Source organism: Methylomonas lenta, assembly GCF_001644015.1.
GTDB lineage: Bacteria > Pseudomonadota > Gammaproteobacteria > Methylococcales > Methylomonadaceae > Methylomonas > Methylomonas lenta.
In genome coordinates this window covers 1-21828 of the sequence record NZ_LUUI01000028.1, presented here as the reverse complement: position 1 = coordinate 21828, position 21828 = coordinate 1, and the positions used below count along the sequence as shown (strand labels likewise).

General features: G+C 44.9%; 18 protein-coding genes. 13 read left to right on the top strand and 5 right to left on the bottom strand.

The features are described 5' to 3' along the window. Positions 1–44: 44 nt before the first annotated feature. Positions 45–1859 (top strand): ATP-binding response regulator, encoded by a 1815-nt coding sequence (locus A1359_RS02075; protein ID WP_066977293.1) that lies wholly within the window; start codon positions 45–47, stop codon positions 1857–1859. A 4-nt stretch (positions 1860–1863) separates the two neighbouring features. Here A1359_RS02075 and A1359_RS02070 read toward each other — a convergent pair whose 3' ends face one another. Then, on the bottom strand, positions 1864–2538 hold the full coding sequence (locus tag A1359_RS02070; protein WP_066977290.1) for a response regulator: 675 nt from the start codon (positions 2536–2538) through the stop codon (positions 1864–1866). Positions 2539–3044: 506 nt separating this feature from the next. On the opposite strand from A1359_RS02070, the gene A1359_RS02065 reads away from it, so the two are divergent. The 5 genes from A1359_RS02065 to A1359_RS02045 all read left to right on the top strand — a co-directional run bounded on the left by A1359_RS02065 (position 3045) and on the right by A1359_RS02045 (position 7911). Next, a complete protein-coding gene (locus A1359_RS02065; protein WP_066977287.1) occupies positions 3045–3644 on the top strand; it encodes a hypothetical protein in 600 nt (199 codons plus the stop codon). Positions 3645–3646: 2 nt separating this feature from the next. Next, entirely contained in the window at positions 3647–4498 is an 852-nt protein-coding gene (locus A1359_RS02060; protein ID WP_066977284.1) for a hypothetical protein, read from the top strand. Positions 4499–4555: 57 nt separating this feature from the next. Next, complete coding sequence (locus tag A1359_RS02055; protein ID WP_066977281.1) at positions 4556–5656, top strand: S8 family serine peptidase; 1101 nt, start codon at positions 4556–4558, stop codon at positions 5654–5656. A 295-nt stretch (positions 5657–5951) separates the two neighbouring features. Next, positions 5952–7754 (top strand): hypothetical protein, encoded by a 1803-nt coding sequence (locus A1359_RS02050; RefSeq protein ID WP_066977278.1) that lies wholly within the window; start codon positions 5952–5954, stop codon positions 7752–7754. Next, positions 7732–7911, top strand: a complete 180-nt coding sequence (locus A1359_RS02045) for a multicopper oxidase domain-containing protein (protein WP_066977275.1) — start codon at positions 7732–7734, stop codon at positions 7909–7911. Before A1359_RS02050 ends, A1359_RS02045 begins: the two co-directional genes overlap by 23 nt. A 124-nt stretch (positions 7912–8035) precedes the next feature. Here A1359_RS02045 and A1359_RS21745 read toward each other — a convergent pair whose 3' ends face one another. The 3 genes from A1359_RS21745 to A1359_RS02040 all read right to left on the bottom strand — a co-directional run bounded on the left by A1359_RS21745 (position 8036) and on the right by A1359_RS02040 (position 10476). After that, a complete protein-coding gene (locus A1359_RS21745) occupies positions 8036–8152 on the bottom strand; it encodes an SEC-C metal-binding domain-containing protein (protein WP_232322078.1) in 117 nt (38 codons plus the stop codon). Positions 8153–8397: 245 nt separating this feature from the next. Next, positions 8398–8526, bottom strand: a complete 129-nt coding sequence (locus A1359_RS23400; RefSeq protein WP_269747867.1) for a hypothetical protein — start codon at positions 8524–8526, stop codon at positions 8398–8400. A gap of 627 nt (positions 8527–9153) precedes the next feature. Then, on the bottom strand, positions 9154–10476 hold the full coding sequence (locus A1359_RS02040; RefSeq protein WP_066977271.1) for a tyrosine-type recombinase/integrase: 1323 nt from the start codon (positions 10474–10476) through the stop codon (positions 9154–9156). Positions 10477–11180: 704 nt separating this feature from the next. On the opposite strand from A1359_RS02040, the gene A1359_RS02035 reads away from it, so the two are divergent. From A1359_RS02035 to A1359_RS02005, 7 genes are all read left to right on the top strand, one after another. Then, a complete protein-coding gene (locus tag A1359_RS02035; RefSeq protein WP_066977268.1) occupies positions 11181–11576 on the top strand; it encodes a group I intron-associated PD-(D/E)XK endonuclease in 396 nt (131 codons plus the stop codon). Between the two features lie 685 nt (positions 11577–12261). Continuing rightward, positions 12262–13023 (top strand): hypothetical protein, encoded by a 762-nt coding sequence (locus A1359_RS02030; protein WP_066977265.1) that lies wholly within the window; start codon positions 12262–12264, stop codon positions 13021–13023. An 82-nt stretch (positions 13024–13105) separates the two neighbouring features. After that, complete coding sequence (hsdR, locus tag A1359_RS02025) at positions 13106–15502, top strand: EcoAI/FtnUII family type I restriction enzme subunit R (protein WP_066977263.1); 2397 nt, start codon at positions 13106–13108, stop codon at positions 15500–15502. A 15-nt stretch (positions 15503–15517) separates the two neighbouring features. Next, positions 15518–16990 carry a type I restriction-modification system subunit M gene (locus A1359_RS02020; RefSeq protein WP_066977261.1) on the top strand — a complete coding sequence of 491 codons (1473 nt, stop codon included), beginning with the start codon at positions 15518–15520 and terminating at the stop codon, positions 16988–16990. Next, positions 16991–18754 (top strand): restriction endonuclease subunit S, encoded by a 1764-nt coding sequence (locus A1359_RS02015; RefSeq protein WP_066977258.1) that lies wholly within the window; start codon positions 16991–16993, stop codon positions 18752–18754. Between the two features lie 26 nt (positions 18755–18780). Beyond that, a complete protein-coding gene (locus tag A1359_RS02010) occupies positions 18781–20577 on the top strand; it encodes a GmrSD restriction endonuclease domain-containing protein (RefSeq protein ID WP_066977255.1) in 1797 nt (598 codons plus the stop codon). A 226-nt stretch (positions 20578–20803) separates the two neighbouring features. Then, on the top strand, positions 20804–21073 hold the full coding sequence (locus A1359_RS02005; RefSeq protein ID WP_066977252.1) for a hypothetical protein: 270 nt from the start codon (positions 20804–20806) through the stop codon (positions 21071–21073). A gap of 219 nt (positions 21074–21292) precedes the next feature. Here A1359_RS02005 and A1359_RS02000 read toward each other — a convergent pair whose 3' ends face one another. After that, entirely contained in the window at positions 21293–21526 is a 234-nt protein-coding gene (locus tag A1359_RS02000) for a hypothetical protein (RefSeq protein WP_066977249.1), read from the bottom strand. Positions 21527–21828 lie beyond the last annotated feature (302 nt).

Below are 21828 nucleotides of genomic sequence, written 5' to 3'. Positions count from 1 at the left end.
GACAGCATTGTCACTACTCTGCATCAAAGCCAAGGATCAGCGGCATGCGTATACCAAAACCCTTATTCGATAACCTCGCTACTAAAGCGTTTTTTCGGCAATCTATTGCAGATGACCTAGGCCGCGGTTTATTCAACATAAATTTACGCAATCTATTCGCTATCCCGTATTTCGACACAGAGACTGAATATTTATTTTGGCAGGAGCGTTATCTAGTCTTACTTACGCCATTAAAATTCGCATTAGTTTTGGGCGCGATCGCTTTCCTGGCTTACATTCTTTTGGACCTTTACACCGGCAATATTACGCCTGTCGAAGCTTTGTTGAGGCTGCCCATTGTATTTGTGCTACTGGGTTTTTTCAGATATTTACAGGTCAGCCCACATGCCGTAAGTCGCATCAATACCATCGCCAAACTCGGCGCCGGCCTGTCCGCCTCGCATTTATTGGTTGTGATGTTGTTCGATGGTGACCCCAGATATTATGTGGACACCTGGCCCGGGTTGCTGCCAATGTATTTTTTCAGCTACGGACAAATGTTCATGTCGTTGCGAGCCACCGTGGGTTTTGGCTGGTGTACCGCAGTGGCTATGCCGTTAAGCGGTGCGTATATTGGCGTTGAAACCGTCGCCCTGATCCCTTCAATATTGAATCTGCTGATCGTCAATATTTTTGGCTTATGTACCCGTTGCCAGCTGGAAGTCTACTCGCGTAGATCCTTCCGCGAAAAACGCAATGCGGAAAATAGCACCGAAGACAAAACCCGCTTTCTGTATCAGCTCAGCCATAATCTACGCCAACCGTTGCAAGCGCTCAGTTGCTATTCCTCTGTGTTAGATACCGCTTGCAGCCAGCAAGACAATCATCCTATACAACACATTGTCGGTCGAATGGGCCTGGTGATAGACGAACTCAACGTAGCGGTCAATCATGTGCTGGATATCGCCAATTTGGAGTCCGGCAAGCAAATTCCGTTGTTGACGAATGTCGATATCAACCTATTGTTAGCGCGATTGGAAAATCAATTCACCGCCCAAGCCGCCTTACGCGGACTAAAACTAAAAGTCTGCTTGCGTCAATCGCCGCCTTACAACGTCTACAGCGATGCCTGTATGCTTAGTCAAATCATCGGCAACTTGATCGATAACGCCATCAAATACACCGATAGAGGCTGGATTTTGGTCGCAGCCGTCAAAATCGACCCTGAGCGATTAAAGCTGCATATTGTCGACAGCGGATCCGGTATTATCGAAACCATGCGCGACGACATTTTCAAGGAATTTTTCCGTAGTAACCGCCGCCATTCTGATCATCATTCTCAAGGTTTGGGTATAGGCTTGGCCTATGTTTCAGCAGCGACCAAATGCCTGCCGCAGCATAGCTTGCAACTGTATTCCAAATTAGATCACGGTAGCGATTTTCAACTCTATTTGCCGATTGCCGCTAGCATGCCGAAAATCGGCACTGTCATGCCTTTGGGATACGGTCTTGCCGGTAGTTTTGTCATGCTGATAGATGACGATTTTGAAGTACTGGATGCGATGACCAAACAACTGACAGCGTGGGGCTGTCTGGTTCAATCGGCATCTTCCAAAGCGGAAACGTTGGTGGCATTGGCGGAGAATATACGCGCACCGGATATCTTGATTACTGATTTTTTCTTACAGCATCAGGAAACTGCTTATGACATTATCGAAGTCGTCTATGCAGACTGCGGCCCGGTGCCGAGTTTAATCCTTTCGGCCCGCGCCATTCCGGAGCAGGACAAAACCAAGCTGCCGGCCAATACGCGGCTACTACGCAAACCGGTTAGCGCGGCCAAGTTGATGGAGACCATGGCGCTTGCAATGGCGAAATAAGCCGTCAATTTCCTACCCCCGGCTTGCCAAACACAATACCCTGCTCGAATACCTTGACCAGCAACTCCGCCCGTCGTGCCACGCCGAATTTCTGAAATATAGGTCGCAGATGATTGCGTACAGTTTGTTCCTCTATACCAAGTTCTCGCGCAATAACCTTATTGCATTTACCCTGCACCAGCCAACCCAATACTTCGAACTCGCGCGGCGTCAAACCCAGGCTGGCAGGGTCAGAGATGGGGCGAATTTCAGCGCTTACAGCCTTTACAGGTGACAATACTGACTGAGGCCCAACTGCCGAGGCCGGTAGATACACCTTACCTGACAGCACATCCCGCAAGGCCTCGACAAACGCCTGCCGCGACACGGTCTTAACAATAAAACCCATCGCGCCCAAGCGCAAAGCCTCAAAAACCAACTCCCGATCGTCCAGCCCGGAAAACATCACCACGCATAAATCCGGAAAGGCTTCTTTCAATTCCGCTAAACCAGCCAACCCATCCTTACCCGGCAACTGCACATCCAGCAACACCAGATTCAGCGGCGTATCACGAGCCAACAGCAGGCCATCATCGAAGTTATCTGCTTCGAATACCTGTAGCTCAGGGATGATTTGTTTCAACAAACACGCCACGCCTTCGCGGGCGCAGAAATGGTCGTCGATGAGGAGGACGTTCATCTATAGATAGCCTATCGAGATAACGTGATTCGGAATTGTAACTCTAAACATCGAAGTCATTATCCAGTACGTTTGTACCAGTACAAATGGTCACTGGATAACAGCCGTTAGTTGCGGGAGAATTCGACCAAAGCTAAATGCGTTAGAGTTGACTGAACATCATAGCCCGTAGAAGGTGGACCTCATCGATCTCGATGGATGCGGTTCGTTCCTCACCGTATCCTGGCTCTTAATCGATACGAAGTTGAGTTAAATATAAATAAATCCTAACATGGACGTACTGGGTATCATTACGTTTCAAAATTCTACGAAAGTTCAAATAAATTCAGGAGTTTTCGTATTTTTTAGGGTGAACAGCAGAAGTAAGACTCTAGTGTCTATTTGAATTAGAGAAAAAATAGATACTTCAAATACATTAGTGCAGATAACTTTTATGGTAGATGGTCGATATTTTATTGGCTTACTCAAAGTATTTGATTTTAGATAAAGTTTGGAGGCTTTAATTAATGAAATTCAATAATATTATCTACACGTTGTATTGCGGGGGCATTTCACTTGTTTTGACTGGATGCGCAGGCGTTACTACTAAAGCTATTACTACAGGTAATGATGTCTGCGGGATATGGTCTGATCAGCCCTGTGGGATTAGGCACTATGGTTATAAAGTACCTTTTATATTGCTAACTCCGAGAACCGATGGCGGAGTCGATAGTGCACTCATTTATCTTCCAGACACCACAAAACTCTATTCTACACGTCCGTACGCCTTTATTGCAGCTAATAATACAAAACTATATTTCTCTAAGGGAGTGATGGAATATAGCAAAAGCGTTATCGATGAAACAAAGTTACCAACTGTAGCTATGCAAATATTAGCTGCGTTGGCTGAAAAAGCCACTAAGGCATTTATGCCTCTAAGTACCGAAATTAATGCACCTGTGCAGACTCAGTTTGATTTGACTACTCCAGCGCTATTCAGAGTGTTTGTTAATGATCAAAATGTGCTTGTCGCGCGAGGAAAGTACAATGGAAACGACATAATTGTCGACTTAACAACAGCGACAGTTACGCCTACTCAGAATAATCAGCAGGCGGGAGGAAAATAATTATGCGCCACCTAATAAATGCATTCACTACTAAGTTTGCAATTTTATCAATTCTTTCAGGCTGTACTACTATTGTTACAAGCGAAAAGTCTTCGCCCGGAGCAGAAGGGATTCCGTATTGTTTGCCAGCTCAGGCAATAACCTTCGAATATTCCAAAGATGGAGAAGTTAAATTCTCGGTTATCGATGATATACCAGATGAGCAACGCTCATATGTAGTGCGGGCGGAAACATTCCTCGCCGATTATGACTTTGAGGTCTCACATCGTGGAGTAACTAGCAGTAATACCGAAATCTCATCTAACAACGAGGGTAGTTGTTTGTTGCAGTCAGTGAATCTTAATAATCAAGTGCCAGAGGATGCAATGAAGGCATTCACATCAGCGGCAGATAAAACAGGGAATGCTTTGCTTGGACAAATAGACCAAATTCGCCTTGCTAATGTTAAAAAGGCAGATGATGAAAAAACGAAGCAGGAGCAAATTCAAAACGCGCTACGTAAAAAGCAAGTTGACATTAATTTCGCCAAATTGGAATTGGCGAAGCTGAAAGATCGAAGAACAAACGGTGATAATTCTGTTACTAATGAAGACATTAAGGCGGCGGAAAAAAAAGTGCTAGAAACAGAGTCTGCTTATGATAAAGCTAAACTTGAGGCAAACGCTGGTTTTATACCTAGCTCTACCTTAGTTGTTACAACTGCCGCTAATTCACAGGTTAAACCTGTGCATACCCCAGCGTTCCTGTCTGTTCGTCAAAGTGTTGACAAATTAGGCCCTACTGTTGAATTAGTTCCTATGGAATATTCTGAATCCAGCAAGGGGCTCTCCGGCGGGCAAATTATATACCCATAAATAATCCCTTGTTTAATACGCGTAGTCCAACCTAATTTGAACCAAAAGGAGACTTAAATGGAGTCACTTTACATGTTTCCTGAGCCTAATTCACCTCAGTTACTCGCTCCGGGTTTATTTGCCCCTTTTGATATTCAGATTGATCAACTCATAGGTGCCCCTTTAGCGAGAGAAAGTTTCAAAGTTGATGGACAAGGCCAGTGTGTAGCTATTTTGGATACTGGGCTACGCGTTACACATCAATGTTTTAGAGGGCGTGTGGTTGAAGCGCATAACTTTTTAGACAATGACAATGGTACTTCTCTTGATGTTACCGATAACAATGGTCACGGAACTAACGTTGCTGGAATAATTGCAGGCGCTAGTGGAGATGAGCGAAGTGGAATAGCACCTGGTGCAAATATAGTTCCATTAAAAGTTATTCCAAGTCGCGATGTTAATGCGATTTTTAACGCTTTGTTGTGGGTCTACGAAAATACCGATCGCCTTAATATCTCCGCAGTGAATTTTTCGTTCGGAATTCCAAATGTAAATTTAACCAGCGATGTTTCTGCGGAAAATGACTATCCAGAACTTATGGAAGTCATCAATATGCTTGTTTCTAAACGAGTTGCTGTAATAGCGTCATCTGGCAATGATTATTACAGTTTTCAGACAGAGGGTATGAGTATTCCTGCAATATTCCGTCAAGTGATCTCGGTAGGCTCCGTATATGATTCAAATATTGGTTCGCGTTCTTACAAAAACGGCGCCAGTGCAAGATCTACGCATTCTGATCAGGTCGCGCCTTATTCGCAGCGATTATCAAAAGACACCGGAACAAACTGCCATACAGTTATATTTGGACCAGGCGGTTTAGCAACTGCAGCTGGCGCAGCAGACGATAATGCGACATCCATACAAGATGGAACAAGTCAAGCCGCGCCTACGATCACGGGTGTAATATTACTACTGCAACAATATTACAGTCGACTAAAAGGTGTTCGCCCACCTATATCCGTGATTCGTAATGCGCTACTAGCAACATCGGCATGGATAACTGATGGTGACGATGAAGACGATAATGTTGCGCACACTGGGCGAAGATTTCAGCGAGTTAATGCCTATGAATCTCTCTTAGCCTTACATAGAGCAATTCAACTTGGCAATGCTGATTGACAAACCAAGAGCTAACGCTAAGACAACACCTATATGTAGTGGCTTGCAACCGACAACGCGCAAACCTGCAATCAAAGCAATTTTCGACCGTAAATTGATGAAATAGCCTTCTGAGGGACTTGCAAAACTATTTGATTAGCCCGCGTAGGGCGTATTAGCGACAGCGTAATACGCCGAATGAAAACGAAAATATACTGCGCAATACGGCTATCCCCTATTGACGTCCTACGAATTACACGGCCTTTAGGAATCAGTCAAACGTCGTGACAATAAATAAATCGCTGGAGAAAATCTCATGTACGAAGATGAATTGCCTCTAACAAGTTTGAAAAAAATCAAACTTTCCAACAATCAAGACATCACCATCGAAATTCAAAAATGTAGAGCACGCTTAAAATCGGGAGTCGATCCTGCTCAACCCAATGTATGGTGTTATCGTACCTACCCGGCAACAACCGCGGTTCTTAATAATTACTTGGGACCTATCCTCAATGTACAACAAGGGCAACCCTGTAAAATAAATTGGGTTAATACCTTATCTGCCGACATGAGTGGCGATAAGCAGGAATTGCCACCTATTAACGGTCCTTCATCACGCCCTGGGATGGAAGGGATGATGATGAATGCGCCGGTTGGTGTGGTTACGCATTTACATGGCGCCAGGATAAAACATTTTTCCGATGGTTGGCCTTTAGACCCTATTGGGTTTGTCAATAATCCGCATGGCTATCCGGAAAACCGGCAATTACCTTACCCCAACGATCAGCGCGCAACCATGCTGTGGTATCACGACCATGCAATGGATAACACATCGCCGAACGTACATGCCGGATTGGCCGGGCTATATTTTATCCGAGACGAATCGGATACGGATATTTTCGATCTGTTGGGGGGCAAGTATGAAATCCCACTGGTGTTGCAAGACCACGTTCTGACAGCCGATGCAACTGCATTCGACTATGATGCCGGCTTACCAGCCTCAGATCCTGCCGATCAGACAACTAAACGCCCCGAATTTCTTGGCGACAAGATATTTGTAAACGGCCGCGTGCATCCGCATTGCCATTTAGAGCGCCGGGTTTACCGACTGCGCCTATTGAATGGTTCTAATGCGCGTACTTATGCTTTGGCATTGCAAAACCCCGACGACTCAAGCTGGCATACCGATCGGCTAACTGTTATCGGTACCGACGGCGGACTCATGACAAAATCCGTGCACTTGGCTAAAGATGGCTATTTGGTAATAGCACCTAGCGAGCGGCGAGACATCTTGTTAGATCTGACTGGCTTGAAAAACATTTCCACGCTGAGATTGGTCAATCTAGCTATTGCGTCATTATTCAGAAACGATTCAGTCGAAGGTATTTTTACCTATTCTTTGCCGCGTGATGGCTCTCCAGACGATGGCAGTAATTCGGTGTTGCCTAAAAACTCACGAACTGCCGCAAATTTTGCGTTATCTCAAGCCAATGTATTGGAATTCAGGCTACTTTTCCTGTTTGATCGCCATAAACATTCTGATTTATACGAAGATGTTGATGAAGTATTGGCGAACTATGCGTGCGGCGATGGTTTCACCTACAACAGGAATTTAAACACCTTACAAGCCTGCATGCCAGTAGCGCGCAATCGACTGGTATTATTGATGAATAACGCCTTGCAAGACCCACCTGTATTGCCCGATATTAATTGGGGCCATGTACAAATGTGGGAAATGGCGGATGGCGTGGGGTCTAGTAATTGGGATTTTCCTTTTGCAGTTGATCTTACTTCATCGAATCCAACCGCCGGTTCGCCAGTTGCCAGTCAACAATATAAGATTGCCAGAAGCACCTTTTTCGACCCAGGCATGATGCCAATGCCGCCCGTGCCCGGCCACTATCCGCCCTTAGCACAACCCACCATTAGAGCCAAAGCCGGAAGCTACGAAAGATGGTATGTGGCTAATATAACTAATCAGCCGCTTGGTAGTGCCGACCCATTAGCAGTTCCGGATATGCATCCGTTCCATGTGCACTTGGTCAATTTCATCGTTACCCGGCGCTGGCGGCAAAAAAGTGGGTGGACACTTCGAATTGCAAAACAAAAGTATATTTGATGGCACTGCCAGGCACGATTTCATCCGGGTGCATGCTAACGAGTTACTCGAATTATTGGTTTATTTTCCGCCTGGTTATTCCGGGAATTATGTTTATCATTGCCACTTGGTCGAACACGAAGACATGGGCATGATGTCGCATTTTTCCGTATCCTGACAATTCTTGGGAATATCTGGCTGCGCTCTCGCAGCCAGATATATTGATTGACTCATCAGGCCACTTCAGTTTGGTTCAGCTGTTTATGATGTCGGTGTATTAAATTTCCTGCCGTGGTGGGGGTTTAGCAATAATGCATCACACACTCAATCCATGTGCTTAGTGCAAAACTGACGCTGCCCCCACAACACTTCTTGTATTTTTTGCCACTCCCGCACGAACACGGATCGTTACGTCCCAGTTTTTTGACGCACTGAATGTGTGTCAGCGTTCCTGAAAGACGTTCAATTCATTTTAAAACGGATTAGAGTTGCGGAAAAGGTAGATGCATCAAGACTTGATTATCCGGTCATCAAGGATTTGTAGTCGTTCCCTGTAGGAATTCGTCAGGCACAAAAAAAGCCTCTATCGTCAGAAACGCTAGAGGCTATAGAGTGTTGCGGCCAGGAGTTGCCGCGAGTACAACGGAGAGGTCACACATAAAGCTTAAGCATGAGCGGGTCTTGCAAAATAGAGTTTACTCGTCAGCAACGCAGTACCGAATAATAGCGATGAAAACACAAATTCACCGGATACAAAGCTTAGAATACCGGTCAACAATAACAAGCCAGTCATAACGTCTCTCTGCAAATTTTTGGATGTATTCATAGTGGTCGTCTTCAAAGTATCCAGTCATGATTAAGTACGACTTAACTATAGTCTTTTGAATAATATTTACAATCATGTGAAAGTTGTATTGTTTGTTGTCAATAAAGAAACAATATAGCCGGATGTTTTTCGATAAACTTAACCGATTGCAGTGATTACTCTTGGTTTTTTAAGCAGCAACAAAAGCACAATGACGATCACTTGTAGACCTGAGCAGCAAGCAAAAAAAATCCAGCACGAAGCTGGATTTGAAGGAGGATGATATTGCAATGAGCTGAAAATCTCTGCAATGACTATAGAATATCAGTATTAACTAATATTATAAATGCGGCATATTGCCACGTGGCATATTGTCTTAACGCTGATTACGCTGCTTTTGATTTTTAATTGTCATTTGCATGAGGACAAACGTTTAAGTGCTGCCTCAAGTTTCGTCTCATCATGGTGATGCGCAATGAGTGCGATTGTTTTGCCATGTGGGGTGATGACAAGCTCTTCGCCGAGTTGCACTTGACTAAGACACTCTGGCAAGTGTTGGCGTAATTCGGTGACATTGACGGCGGTGATGTTTACTCCAGGTTACGGTGTATTCAATCAAAGTACGTCGGATTTATTGTTAATGATGGTTTCCAGCCAGTCAGTCCACTGTTTGATGCCTAGTCGTTTTTCTTTTAAATAGTCATAACGGTCATAATGGATGGAACCAATGTCTTGAAAAGCATGACCCTGGATTTTATTTCTAACTTCTAGTCCTATGCCGATGCTGCCTGATAAGGTTTTCCAGGTTCTACGTAAATCTCTAGGGGCAAATTTTGGAAAGGGCGCTCGCTTGCTTTTTCCCTGCGGCGAACAGAACCGGTATACAGCTTGCGATAATGAATCGCTCGTGCGAGGTTTGGAGTTGTCGAGATGATGAGGAAATAAAAACCGACTATTGCCAGAATATTGCCTGATTTCATCTAATATGCGCAGGTGGAACTCAGTAATAGGGACTAAGTGGGGTTCCTTGCTCTTATTTTTACCCCTGTTTTTTCGTCGTTCTGCTGGGATAGTCCATAGTAATTCTTGCCGATCAAATTCAGACCAGGTTGCACTTAACACTTCCTCGACTCGTTGGCCTGTTGAAATTAACAGTTTAATGGCCAGTGCCATGTCGGGACTCATCGCATCTACACCGATTTCACCCCAAAGTCGGCTAACGTCCACTTTACTGAGATAATTATTGGCTACTCGATTTTCACCCGGTGCCTTTTTAGTATCAATAACTGGATTGATGCTGATGTTGAAATCTGGGCGTTCCTTGTTTTTATTCCAACGAGGTGATGATTTGCAGTGCTGGCCAAAGGTGAATGCCGCTCTAAGATAGGATCGCGTCCGGTTGGCAAGTGTTGGTGCGCCTCTGTTTTCGATGGTGGCGATAATATCAATAACGTGAGCGGTGGTTACTTCGCTGCATTTAAGATGACCAATGCAAGGCTCAATGTCTCTGAAATAAATTGATTTAACCTGTTTGGCAGAGCGCTTGAGATCCATTTCCAGGTCAATCAAGTAAAATTTAAATAAATCATCGACAGTGCCTAGTTTTTCAAGTCGTTCTTTTTGAGTTAACGCGTCAAATTTTAATTGTTCGGCATAAGATATGGGGTCTAAGCCTTTATCTAGTATCTGACGGGTTTGTCGAGCTGCTTCTCGGCCTTCTTTTAGAGATATGGCGGGGTAGGTCCCTAACTTTATAAATCGTCTTTTACCTGATTCAGGGCTGGTGTATGAAATGACAAAAGTTTTAAGGCCGCTAGGTAAAATTTGCAGCATAAAGCCTTTTAAAGCAGGATCGGACGAATTATCCCTTAATCTGATTGTGTTTGTACCCGCCTTAGCGTTTTTGATTAATCTGTCAGTTAAGCCCGTTTTTATCATGATGAGTGCCTTCCTCAAAACAACAATATGCATTGAAAGTGTTTAAAAAACTATAGCATAAAATGTCGCTTTTAATGTCGCTTTGTGCTTGCGATTTGATGATATTAAGTGAGGCGAACTGAGTTGAACAAATGTTTTAAGTATTTGAAAAATATATATAAATAATGCAATATGAGACTTTATGATACGATATGTTTTGTGACTGTTAATCACTAGGTCGGCGGTTCGAGCCCGTCCGGGGGAGCCAAATATATCAAGGGCTTACAGCAATGTAGGCCCTTTTTTTTGCCCGAACGAGTGACTATGGATGTCTCTGGGGCGGTATTGGTTGGATATAAATCCAATAAATTCATTGGCTTACATCAGACCGTTTTCCAATGACCCTAATTTCAATAGTCACCGGGTTGGTATTGGCGGGACAGTTATGGGGCAGTTGCTACAAACTCTTGACGAACAATACATTAGACATTTATCCTATTGGCATTCACATCTTCAGTCAGCGCTAGCTGCGAGTAGACTTAATACAAAGATAGGCTTGGTCCTGATTTGTAAGGTTTGGCAACCTCTGCTACTTCATTACTGTTTTGGACAGTATATTGATGTTAACCGGGAGGATGGCTTTTGGCCTCTTCGGACCGTATACATATAGGGCCACCGCATAGAACGGGTGTCATACGGCATTAACCATTAAAAACGGTGATGCTATGCCTGTAAAAAATTCAAACATCAAAGAAAAAACTCTGGCTGCCCACAAACAGCTTTCATATGAAAACCTTGTAGCTGCTTGGTTGCTTGGTGACGGTTGGGAAGTCCTAATTCCAGCTATTGATCATGGCAAAAAGACTGATTTAGTTGCCGCCGATGACACCAACTTTTATCGTATCCAAGTTAAGTCTGTTGAATCCAACGATGAATCCATCAAAGTTGAGAATAAGTGGAAAGGTGCAAAAATCGATTACGTAATTTATTTTTCACGTGCCGGGGAATGGGGCTACATCTTGCCTGCTTTTCAGGAAAATCATAAGAGACTGAATGCGGATGGGCACGTTAGATTTCATGCTCATCCAAGTAACTTCTTAAAAGCTTTCAAGAAGATTTAGATCAATCATAGTTGCTATTCAACTGAGTACAAACAGCTTAACTGATAGGACTAACGACAGGGCTTTACAGAAATGTAAGGCCTTTTTTTTTGCCTGAACGGGTGACTATGGTAGTCTCCGGGTCGGTATAAATTGGTCGAATCCACGAAATAAATCATAGGGTTACTGGTCGGGTGACCATCATTCCGATAGTCGCAGGGTTGGCGTTGTTCAATCCCCAATATTTAAGTCCTAAATACCAGGGATCTTCCTTGCAAAAACCTTTAATGTCTCTTTCGTAGGCGTAAAACCTGTTCGGAAGTAAAGCACAATTCTTAACGTTCTGATATACAAATTCACAACAAGAAATTGTCAGTAGTAAGTGCCCTCGCTGGCTTACTGTATTGGTCAATACTGCTGGCGCTAAAGGAACTCAAGGGCTTTCGGCACATTTTGATTTTTGAGTGAGGGGCTTAGTATTCACCTCAGCACGAAAACTACCTTGGCAGGGTACGTGTTGGGGTTGGGTGAGAAACTTCTGATGTATCTTGTTGTTGGGGGGGTGAATGATACAGAACCACCACACCTAGCTTTATAAATACATTTAATTGACTGAATATTATGAAATATTTAAATAATGCATTGACTTTGTAGGTTAGACTTCCTACCGTATATTGACATATTTACCCCCGTATTGGAGTTTCCGATGGCACTGACAGAGACCGAGTGGGATGACGTGATTTTCTACTTTCAGTTCATGGCCAAGAAGAGCATGTTCGGTCTTCCGGCCCTGAAGGAGCCCGAGAAGGTTTTGCGCGCGCGCAAGAAGGAGTTGATCAACGAGTGGTGTGAACTTATCGTCATGATGGACGAGGCGGAGATTGAAGGGGAGTTGCGCAACAAATACGCTGTCGAAGGCGTATCGATTCGTGCCGCGTTGAATATCGTAAACAACTGGAAGCAGTTTCTGCTCAGTCGGCTGACCACTGAAAGCCTGCTGAAAGCTCGTTGCCTCCAACCGATCGAAAGGTCCAAACTTGATGCCGTGTTGAAGGTGTGGCGCGAAAAGGCAACCAACCTCAAACTTACGGTCGTGCCAAACTTCGAGGACAACACCGCAGCGGGCGGCGTTGAGATGTGGATATCCTACAAAGACATTCAGAACGGTGCTATTCCCACGATGTTTGCACTTGGTCACGAGTTCGGCCACCAGACCGACTTCTCAGTTCGCGACGAACATCCCGAGGTGCTCAAGGCTATCTACTCTGGCTGGAGCAAGAATGACCACACCTCCTGGGAGTACTACGCGGACTCTTTCTCCATGACATTCCTGGGTCTGAACTCGGGCGACCGGAAAAAGTTGATCTCAGCAGTCGATGCTTACATGGGGGATGAGGCCGACGACGGAACCCACCCCGAGGGCCGGTTGCGCATGAACCAAATGCGCATTGCACTCGCCGCATTATAAGAACCGGACGGTGAATAAGAACTCTGCTTAACCTTATAATGCTATATTCTGCCAAATCGTATCGATCAGGGACGGATACTCATTGAATAAGAAATCACTCAGCGAACAAGATATTTGCACCAAATACGTCACACCAGCGCTTGAGCAAGCAGGTTGGGATATTCACTCGCAAATCCGTCAAGAAGTCACTTTCACTGCAGGGCGCATTATCGTTCGTGGCCGATTGCATACGCGGGGTGTTAAACGCCGTGCAGACTATGTGCTTTATCGGCAAAAGAATCAGCCCATTGCAATCATCGAAGCCAAAGACAACCACCACGCCATAGGCGACGGCATGCAACAAGCCTTGGCTTATGCGGATGCCTTAGACGTGCTATTTGTGTTTTCGTCCAATGGTGATGGCTTTTTATTCCATGACAAAACAGGCCTAAGCGGACAGGTTGAAACGGAATTATCGCTAGACAACTTCCCCTCGCCGGATACGCTTTGGCAGTGGTATTGCCAACATCAAGGCATTGCCGAGCAACATACGCAAACGGTTGTGCAAGCCCCTTATTACGATGATGGTTCAGGTCGCAGCCCCCGTTACTACCAAACTGTGGCGATCAATCGTACCGTTGAAGCGGTTGCCAAAGGCCAACAGCGCATTCTGCTGGTGATGGCTACGGGGACAGGCAAGACTTACACCGCATTTCAAATTATCTGGCGCTTATGGAAATCGCGGCAAAAGAAACGTATTTTGTTTTTGGCAGACCGCAACATCTTGGTCGATCAAACCAAAAACAATGACTTCAAACCCTTTGGTCAGGCGATGACTAAGATCAGCAAACGCCAGATCAATAAATCCTACGAAATCTATCTTTCCTTGTACCAAGCCGTATCGGGTAACGAAGACGCGCAAAATATCTACAAACAATTTTCACCCGACTTTTTTGATTTAATCGTCATTGATGAGTGTCATCGCGGCAGTGCCAAAGAGGATTCCGCCTGGCGTGAAATATTGGCTTATTTCAATAGTGCCACCCATATCGGCCTCACCGCCACACCTAAAGAAACCAAAGACACCTCCAACATCGAATACTTTGGCGATCCGCTTTATACCTATTCGCTCAAGCAAGGCATTGAAGACGGCTTTCTGGCCCCCTATAAAGTGGTGCGGGTTGATTTCGATATCGACCTGCAAGGCTGGCGACCGACGAAGGGGCAAAAAGATAAATACGGCAACCTGATTGAAGATCGCATTTACAATCAAAAAGACATCGATAAAAACATCGTTTTTGATGAGCGCACCTATCTTGTCGCCTGGAAGATTACAGAATTTCTACAACGCACCGGTGAATATCAAAAAACCATCGTGTTCTGTAACGACATCGACCACGCTGAACGTATGCGACAAGCCTTGGTTAACCTCAACCCGGAACGCGTGAAAGAAAATCGCAAATACGTGATGCGTATTACCGGCGATGAAAACGAAGGCAAGGCGGAATTGGATAACTTTATCAATCCTGAATCACGCTACCCCGTGATTGCCACCACCAGCAAACTCATGACCACCGGTGTCGATGCCAAAACCTGCAAATTGATCGTACTCGACCAACGCATTCAATCCATGACCGAATTCAAACAAATCATTGGCCGTGGTACGCGTATAGATGAAGACTACGATAAGCACTGGTTCACCATTATGGATTTCAAAAAGGTAACCGAGTTATTTGCCGATAAAGACTTTGATGGCGACCCGGTACAAATCTACATCCCCAAACCCGAAGGCCCTATCGATCCGCCCGAAGACGGTGAAGAAACGGATACTGCAACCGTCGCTGGTAAAGAGCATCCAACGCCCGCTGATGGCGATGAAAACACCGGTATAGGTGGTGACGAAATTAAAGAACCACGCATTAAATATGTGGTTAAAGGCGTTGAAGTCAATGTGGCAGCCGAGCGGGTGCAATATCTGGGCGCAGATGGCAAACTGATTACCGAATCACTCACCGACTACACCAAGCAATGTGTCAAAAAACAATTCGCCACCCTGAAAGACTTCTTAAAATCCTGGACACACGCCGAGCGCAAAACCGCCATCATTGAAGAACTCAGCGAGCAAGGCGTATTTTGGGATGACTTGCGAGACAACGTGTGTAAAAAACTCGGCTACGAAATGGATGCCTTTGATCTGATTACCCACATCGTCTATGACCAACCGCCCTTATCGCGAAAAGAACGGGCCGATAATGTCAAAAAACGGGATTACTTTAGTCACTATCAAGGCGCGGCCAAACAAGTGCTGGAAGCACTTTTAGAAAAATATGCCGACACCGGTATCGAGCCGATCGAAGACGTTAAGATACTCACCCTCGACCCGTTTAGCGAGATTGGCGCACCCATAGAACTCATCAACGCCTTTGGTGGCAAACCGGGCTACCAGCAAGCCCTCAAAGCACTAGAAAATGCACTCTATCAGACAGCGCAAACAGCCTAATACACAAGGAACAGCATGAGCATCAGCAGTACCATAAAATCCATCCAAGACATCATGCGTAAAGACGTCGGTGTCGATGGTGATGCCCAACGTATTGGTCAATTAGTCTGGATGTTATTTTTGAAGATATTTGATGATCGCGAACAAGAATGGGAACTCTTTAACGACCACTATCACTCACCAATCCCAGAACAATATCGCTGGAGACACTGGGCGGCCAATGCCGAAGGCATCACCGGTGAGGAACTGAAAGACTTCATCGACAACCGCTTATTCCCCGCCCTGCAAAACCTCGATATTCAAGACGAAGACCAACGCGCCTTTGTCATCCGTGGCGTGTTTGAAGACGCCTACAACTACATGAAGTCGGGTCAACTGATTCGCCAAGTCATCAACAAAATCCAGGAAGGCGTCGATTTCAATAAAGCCCAAGAACGCCACCTATTTGGCGATATGTACGAACAGATCCTTAAAGACCTGCAAAGCGCCGGTAATGCCGGTGAGTTCTACACCCCGCGTGCGGTGACAGAATTTATGGTCAACCGTGTCGATCCCAAGTTAGAAGAAAAAACCCTCGACCCAGCCTGCGGCACCGGTGGCTTTTTAACCTGCGCCATAGAACACAAACGTAAACACTACGTTAAAACACCGGCCGACGAACAAATCTTGCAAGCCAGCATTCACGGGGTAGAAAAGAAACCGCTACCTCATCTGCTCGCCACCACCAACATGATTTTGCATGGCATCGAAGTGCCCAACCAAATCCGCCACGACAACACCTTGGCCAGACCGCTGATCAGTTGGAGCCCTAAAGAACGCGTCGATACCATCATCACCAATCCACCATTCGGCGGCCAGGAAGAAGACGGCATCGAAACCAATTTCCCGCAAGCCTTGCGCACCCGCGAAACCGCCGACTTGTTTATGACCTTGATCATACATCTGCTCAAAGCCAATGGTCGCGCTGCGGTGGTGTTGCCGGATGGCTTTCTGTTTGGCGAAGGCATGAAAACCCGCCTGAAAGAAAAGCTTTTAGAAGAATGCAACCTGCACACCATCGTGCGCCTGCCGAATGGCGTGTTTAACCCCTACACCAGCATCAAAACCAATCTGTTGTTCTTCAGCAAAGGCACGCCGACCGAAAACATCTGGTTTTACGAACACCCCTATCCGGAAGGCATAAAAAGCTACAACAAAACCAAACCCATGCGCTTTGACGAATTTCAAACCGAAATCGACTGGTGGGGCAGCGAAAACGACGGCTTTGCCAGCCGGGTAGAAACCACACAAGCCTGGCAAGTCAGCATCGCCGACATCAAAGCCCGCAACTACAACCTGGATATTAAAAACCCGCATGTGGTTGAAACGGAAACTCACGATCCGGCAGAATTATTGGCCATCTATGCCAAACAGCAGCAAGCCATTCAAGCCATTCGCGACCAGCTAAAAACGATTTTGGCGGAAGCCTTCTCGGCAGAGAAAAACTAAATGTTGCAGCAACTCATCATCGACCATATCGACCTCTGGACCAGTGCCGAAACCAGCCGCTCCACTGCCGGTCGTGGCAGCAATGGTAAAACCGAACTCACCGGCATCAAAAAACTGCGCGAACTGATTTTAGAGCTCGCCGTGCGGGGTTTATTAGTGCCGCAAGACCCGAATGATGAGCCGGCCAGCGTATTAGTAGAGAAGATTAAACCCTTAACAAAAAAAATTGCAAAAGATGGCAAGTTCTCTGAATACAAGCTTGTTGACAACAAAGAGACACCTTATTTTGAAATACCTGTTGGTTGGAAATGGTGCGTTTTGGGGGAGATTGCGGCAATAGCAAGAGGTGGGTCACCAAGGCCGATAAAATCTTTTATTACAGAAGATGAAGATGGTTTGAACTGGATCAAAATCGGTGATTCAGTTAGAGGTTCACGGTTCATAATAAGTACAGAACAAAAAATAAAACCGGAAGGTCTGACCAAAACAAGAGAGGTATTTCCTGGTGACTTGATCCTTTCCAACTCTATGAGTTTTGGTTATCCATATATTTTAAAAATTAGTGGTTGTATCCACGATGGTTGGTTAGTATTAAGAATACCTGAGCATCTAATGAACAAGATATATTTATGTAATCTTTTTACGTCGCCATACGCTAAACAGGCTTTCACCGCTTCAGCGGCTGGTGCCGTAGTTCAAAATCTAAATTCAGACAAAGTTAAATCTTTTTTACTACCATTGCCACCATTAGCGGAACAACACCGCATCGTCGCCAAAGTCGATGAATTGATGGCCTTATGCGACCAGTTGGAACAACAACAGCTGCAGCAAAGCGATACCCATCACACCCTAGTCACCACCTTGCTCGATAGCTTAAGACTAGCGACGGATAACGCCCAATTCCAAGCCATCTGGTCACAACTCGCAGCACACTTCGACACCCTATTCACCACCGAAGCCAGCATCGACCAGCTGAAACAAACCCTGCTGCAACTCGCCGTCATGGGCAAACTCGTCCCCCAAGACCCCAACGACGAACCCGCCAGTGTGTTGCTGGAAAAAATCGCGGCTGAAAAAGCCCAACTGATTAAAGACGGCAAGATTAAAAACCAAAAGCCATTGCCGGAAATTACTGAAGATGAAAAGCCGTTTAGGTTGCCTGATGGCTGGGAATGGACACGGTTTGAAAACATTGTTGAAATTAGCAGTGGTGTCACCAAAGGTCGAAAATTAACGGGAAAGAATCTTGTTCTTTTGCCCTATCTCCGCGTTGCAAACGTTCAGCGTTCTTATCTTGACTTAGAAGTGATAAAGGATATTGAAATAACTGAGGACGAAATTGATAGGTTTATATTGAAAGAAAGAGACCTGTTGATTACAGAAGGTGGTGATTGGGATAAGGTTGGGCGAACAGCAATTTGGCATTTAGAGATCCCTCTTTGTATACATCAAAATCATATATTTAAAGCGCGTTGTATTTTGGTTGAACAGAATGAACATTGGTTAGAAAAATATCTAAACTCATATATTGCAAGAGTTTATTTTGCTGGGGCATCTAAACAAACGACCAATCTTGCATCTATTAATAAGACTCAACTTAGCCGATGTCCTATACCAATGCCACCACTCGCCGAACAACACCGCATCGTCGCCAAAGTCGATGAATTGATGGCCTTATGCGACCAGCTCAAGGCAGGCCTCAATCAAGCCCAAACCACCCAACACCAGCTCGCCCATGCGCTGGTTGAACAAGCGATTCAGTAAGCCGGATTTAATACAAGGAAACTCACGTGAGTACGCAAAAATACGCTGTAAACCAACACTTAATTTCAACATTGCTGAGTTGGGTCAAGTCGGGGGATATTGCCATTCCTGAGATTCAACGTCCGTTTGTATGGGATGCCACTAAAGTCAGGGATTTGATGGATAGTCTTTATCAAGGCTACCCTGTGGGCTATATCATCGCTTGGCGCAATCCGACAGTAAAACTGAAAGACGGGTCGTTAGCGGAAGGCAAAAAAATTCTAATTGACGGCCAACAACGAGTGACTGCGCTTCGTGCGGCTATCTTGGGTTTGAGTGTGGTGAATAAGGATTATAAAACCGTCAAAATTCGGATTGCGTTTAATCCCATCACTGAACGATTTGAAGTCACTAACCCCGCGATTGAAAAAGATAAGACCTGGTTAGCGGATATTGCGCCGATTATCAATGGTGACATCCAAACCCATAGGGTTGCCAGAGCCTATTTAGAAAGTAATCCAAGTACCAATGAAGACCTTATTTTTGAACGCTTGGATCGATTGACGGATGTGATTAAAAAGCAGATTGGCTTGATCGAGCTCGATGCTGATTTAGATATTGAAACGGTGACTGAAATCTTTATCCGTATCAACTCTAAAGGCGTAGTACTGAGCCAAGCCGATTTCGCCATGTCTAAGATCGCGGCAAATGAAGAGTTTGGTGGCAACACGCTGCGTAAGGCTATCGATTACTTCTGCCATTTGGCTATTGCGCCTGAGTTTTATACCCACATGGCTGAGAATGATGCGACCTTTGCCAAGACCGATTTTTTCCAGAAAATGAGCTGGCTGAAAAATGAGAATGATGATCTCTATGACCCCAGCTATTCCGATCTGTTGCGTGTAGCCTTTACGTCCAACTTTAATCGTGGTCGTTTAGCTGATTTGGTTGGTTTGCTTTCAGGACGTAATTTTGAAACACGCACTTACGAAAAGGATATCGAAGAAGCGTCCTATCAGACCTTATCTGACGGTGTTAAAGAGTTTATCAACGAAACCCACTTTAAGCGCTTCACCATGATTATCAAATCTGCCGGCTTTGTTGATAGTGGTTTGATTCGCTCACAAAATGCTTTGAACTTTGCTTATACGCTTTATTTGAAGCTGAAACGCGACTTAGGTAACGAAGCCAAAATTGAGTCATGGGTGCGGCGTTGGTTTGTGATGTCCATTTTAACTGGGCGATATTCAGGCTCACCGGAGTCTTGGTTTGATTACGACATTAAACAAGTCGCTCACCGTCCTTTTGCTGAGTTTTTGGCCGATGTTGAAGCCGCTGACTTAGGCGATGGTTTTTGGGAAGCAGGTCTGATTCAGTCACTTAATACCTCTTCAACGAACTCACCGGTGTTTAAAGTATTTTTAGCGGCGCAGGCACGTTTGGCTGATCAAGGCTTTTTGTCAAAAGACATCACGGTCAGAGATATGTTGACCCATCATGGCGATATTCATCATGTGTTTCCGCGTAACTTTCTCAAGAAACAAGGCCTCACTCAAACTCGATACAACCAAGTCGCTAATTTTGTTTACCTTCAACAAGAGGTCAATATCAAAATTGGTGATAAAGCGCCCGTTGAATACATGAAGATTGCATTTCAACAATGCGAAACAAAAGAGCCGGTATATGGAGTAATCACCTCAACCGAACAGCTAAAAGAAAACCTAAAGCGCAACTGCTTGCCAACCGCCATCGAAGACTATGAAATGGATAATTACGAACAGTTTTTAGTGACTAGACGCAAAGCAATGGCCGAGAAGATTAAGGCTTATTATTACGCTTTATAATAAATCGAAAGCATTTAAGAAGATGCTCTGAATTTATTCAAACGGATAACTGAAAGATCAAGTTTCAGCTTACTGCATAGAAACTCAGCAAAACCGAAAGGAGCACGGATTCAGGATAAAGATAAACTTTAGGGGTAATTGTTTATATAGATCAGATTGTAAGCATTCCCGCCACACAGATTTGGGCAAGTTGGTGATGGATATTTAATATATTTAGGAGGCGACAATGAGTAATAAATGGGAGCTTTTCGAAATTGAAGATCATGAAAAAATAAACGATTTATTAGATAAGCGCTTCAATGAGCTAATTAAGGTAGCAAAAAATAAAATTGAAAATGGTGGTGATCCAATTGTTGCAGGTTGTGATGTCAGGAAAAACATGGAATATCTTATGAGTTCAATTGAAGGCTTTGGGGCCTCTGATACCGAGCCAAGAGCAGTTCTTGTTACCTCAATTTGCAATGAATTAGGGTTATCTTTAATAGAAAAACTTTAGTCGTACCACTACACGTTTCTCGGGTGACTTAGGTTTTAGACGTTGACATGCAAAACTTTGGGTCGGCGAACCTCCACTCACCCAAGTGCCTAGAGGATTTTCATAAATTTCATCGCCTTGCGCGGCAAAAGTTTCGCGAAACCCCCTGTGCTTCAACACCAACGGCCAATAAACAAGTTCGGTCCGTTTGGCCATCCTGAGCCTACTTTCGCAAGGCTTTTATGCCGCGTCTTTAGTCGGTTGACGAGGAGGACAGGGAATGAGCTTTTCGCCGGGTTCCCGAATGCAATCGTAATTTCGGGTTTGATAGCAAATGGCACACCGATTTAAGCGTCGCTGATAACGTTGATAAGCGGCCATCGACAAACGATCTAATCTGAGTGAGCTTAGTTGCTTGGTCTGTAAGTCAGCATACAGTTGACGGGCTTGATTGATCAAAATGTCGTTGTCCATCCGACCTCCTGAATATGTATTAGGATGCAGTAAATCACAAGGGTCGTCACTGAGTATTGACCCCCGTCAATATTGTGTGTCGTTGGCTGCAAAGGTAATCTGACGCTATCTTTTTTCGTCCAATTCCTTTTGCTTTGTCAGTTCGATAATCTTTGCACTGAAGGCGTCGTCAGACAATAGAGTGTCGGTCATGGCATCGATCACCGAACGAGGTTTCAAGTCATTGAAACGACATAAATTGATAAGGGCTTCATAGCTGGAGGTTTGAACAGCCACCTTTTTACGTAAGCGCCCTTAAATCC

Bases quoted from the DNA above. Each gene is read 5' to 3' on its own strand.
- A1359_RS02075 (WP_066977293.1), top strand. From the start codon at position 45: ATGCGTATACCAAAACCCTTATTCGATAACCTCGCTACTAAAGCGTTT.
- A1359_RS02070 (WP_066977290.1), bottom strand. From the start codon at position 2,538: ATGAACGTCCTCCTCATCGACGACCATTTCTGCGCCCGCGAAGGCGTG.
- A1359_RS02065 (WP_066977287.1), top strand. From the start codon at position 3,045: ATGAAATTCAATAATATTATCTACACGTTGTATTGCGGGGGCATTTCA.
- A1359_RS02060 (WP_066977284.1), top strand. From the start codon at position 3,647: ATGCGCCACCTAATAAATGCATTCACTACTAAGTTTGCAATTTTATCA.
- A1359_RS02055 (WP_066977281.1), top strand. From the start codon at position 4,556: ATGGAGTCACTTTACATGTTTCCTGAGCCTAATTCACCTCAGTTACTC.
- A1359_RS02050 (WP_066977278.1), top strand. From the start codon at position 5,952: ATGTACGAAGATGAATTGCCTCTAACAAGTTTGAAAAAAATCAAACTT.
- A1359_RS23400 (WP_269747867.1), bottom strand. From the start codon at position 8,526: ATGACTGGCTTGTTATTGTTGACCGGTATTCTAAGCTTTGTATCCGGT.
- A1359_RS02040 (WP_066977271.1), bottom strand. From the start codon at position 10,476: ATGATAAAAACGGGCTTAACTGACAGATTAATCAAAAACGCTAAGGCG.
- A1359_RS02035 (WP_066977268.1), top strand. From the start codon at position 11,181: ATGCCTGTAAAAAATTCAAACATCAAAGAAAAAACTCTGGCTGCCCAC.
- A1359_RS02030 (WP_066977265.1), top strand. From the start codon at position 12,262: ATGGCACTGACAGAGACCGAGTGGGATGACGTGATTTTCTACTTTCAG.
- A1359_RS02020 (WP_066977261.1), top strand. From the start codon at position 15,518: ATGAGCATCAGCAGTACCATAAAATCCATCCAAGACATCATGCGTAAA.
- A1359_RS02015 (WP_066977258.1), top strand. From the start codon at position 16,991: ATGTTGCAGCAACTCATCATCGACCATATCGACCTCTGGACCAGTGCC.
- A1359_RS02005 (WP_066977252.1), top strand. From the start codon at position 20,804: ATGAGTAATAAATGGGAGCTTTTCGAAATTGAAGATCATGAAAAAATA.
- A1359_RS02000 (WP_066977249.1), bottom strand. From the start codon at position 21,526: ATGGACAACGACATTTTGATCAATCAAGCCCGTCAACTGTATGCTGAC.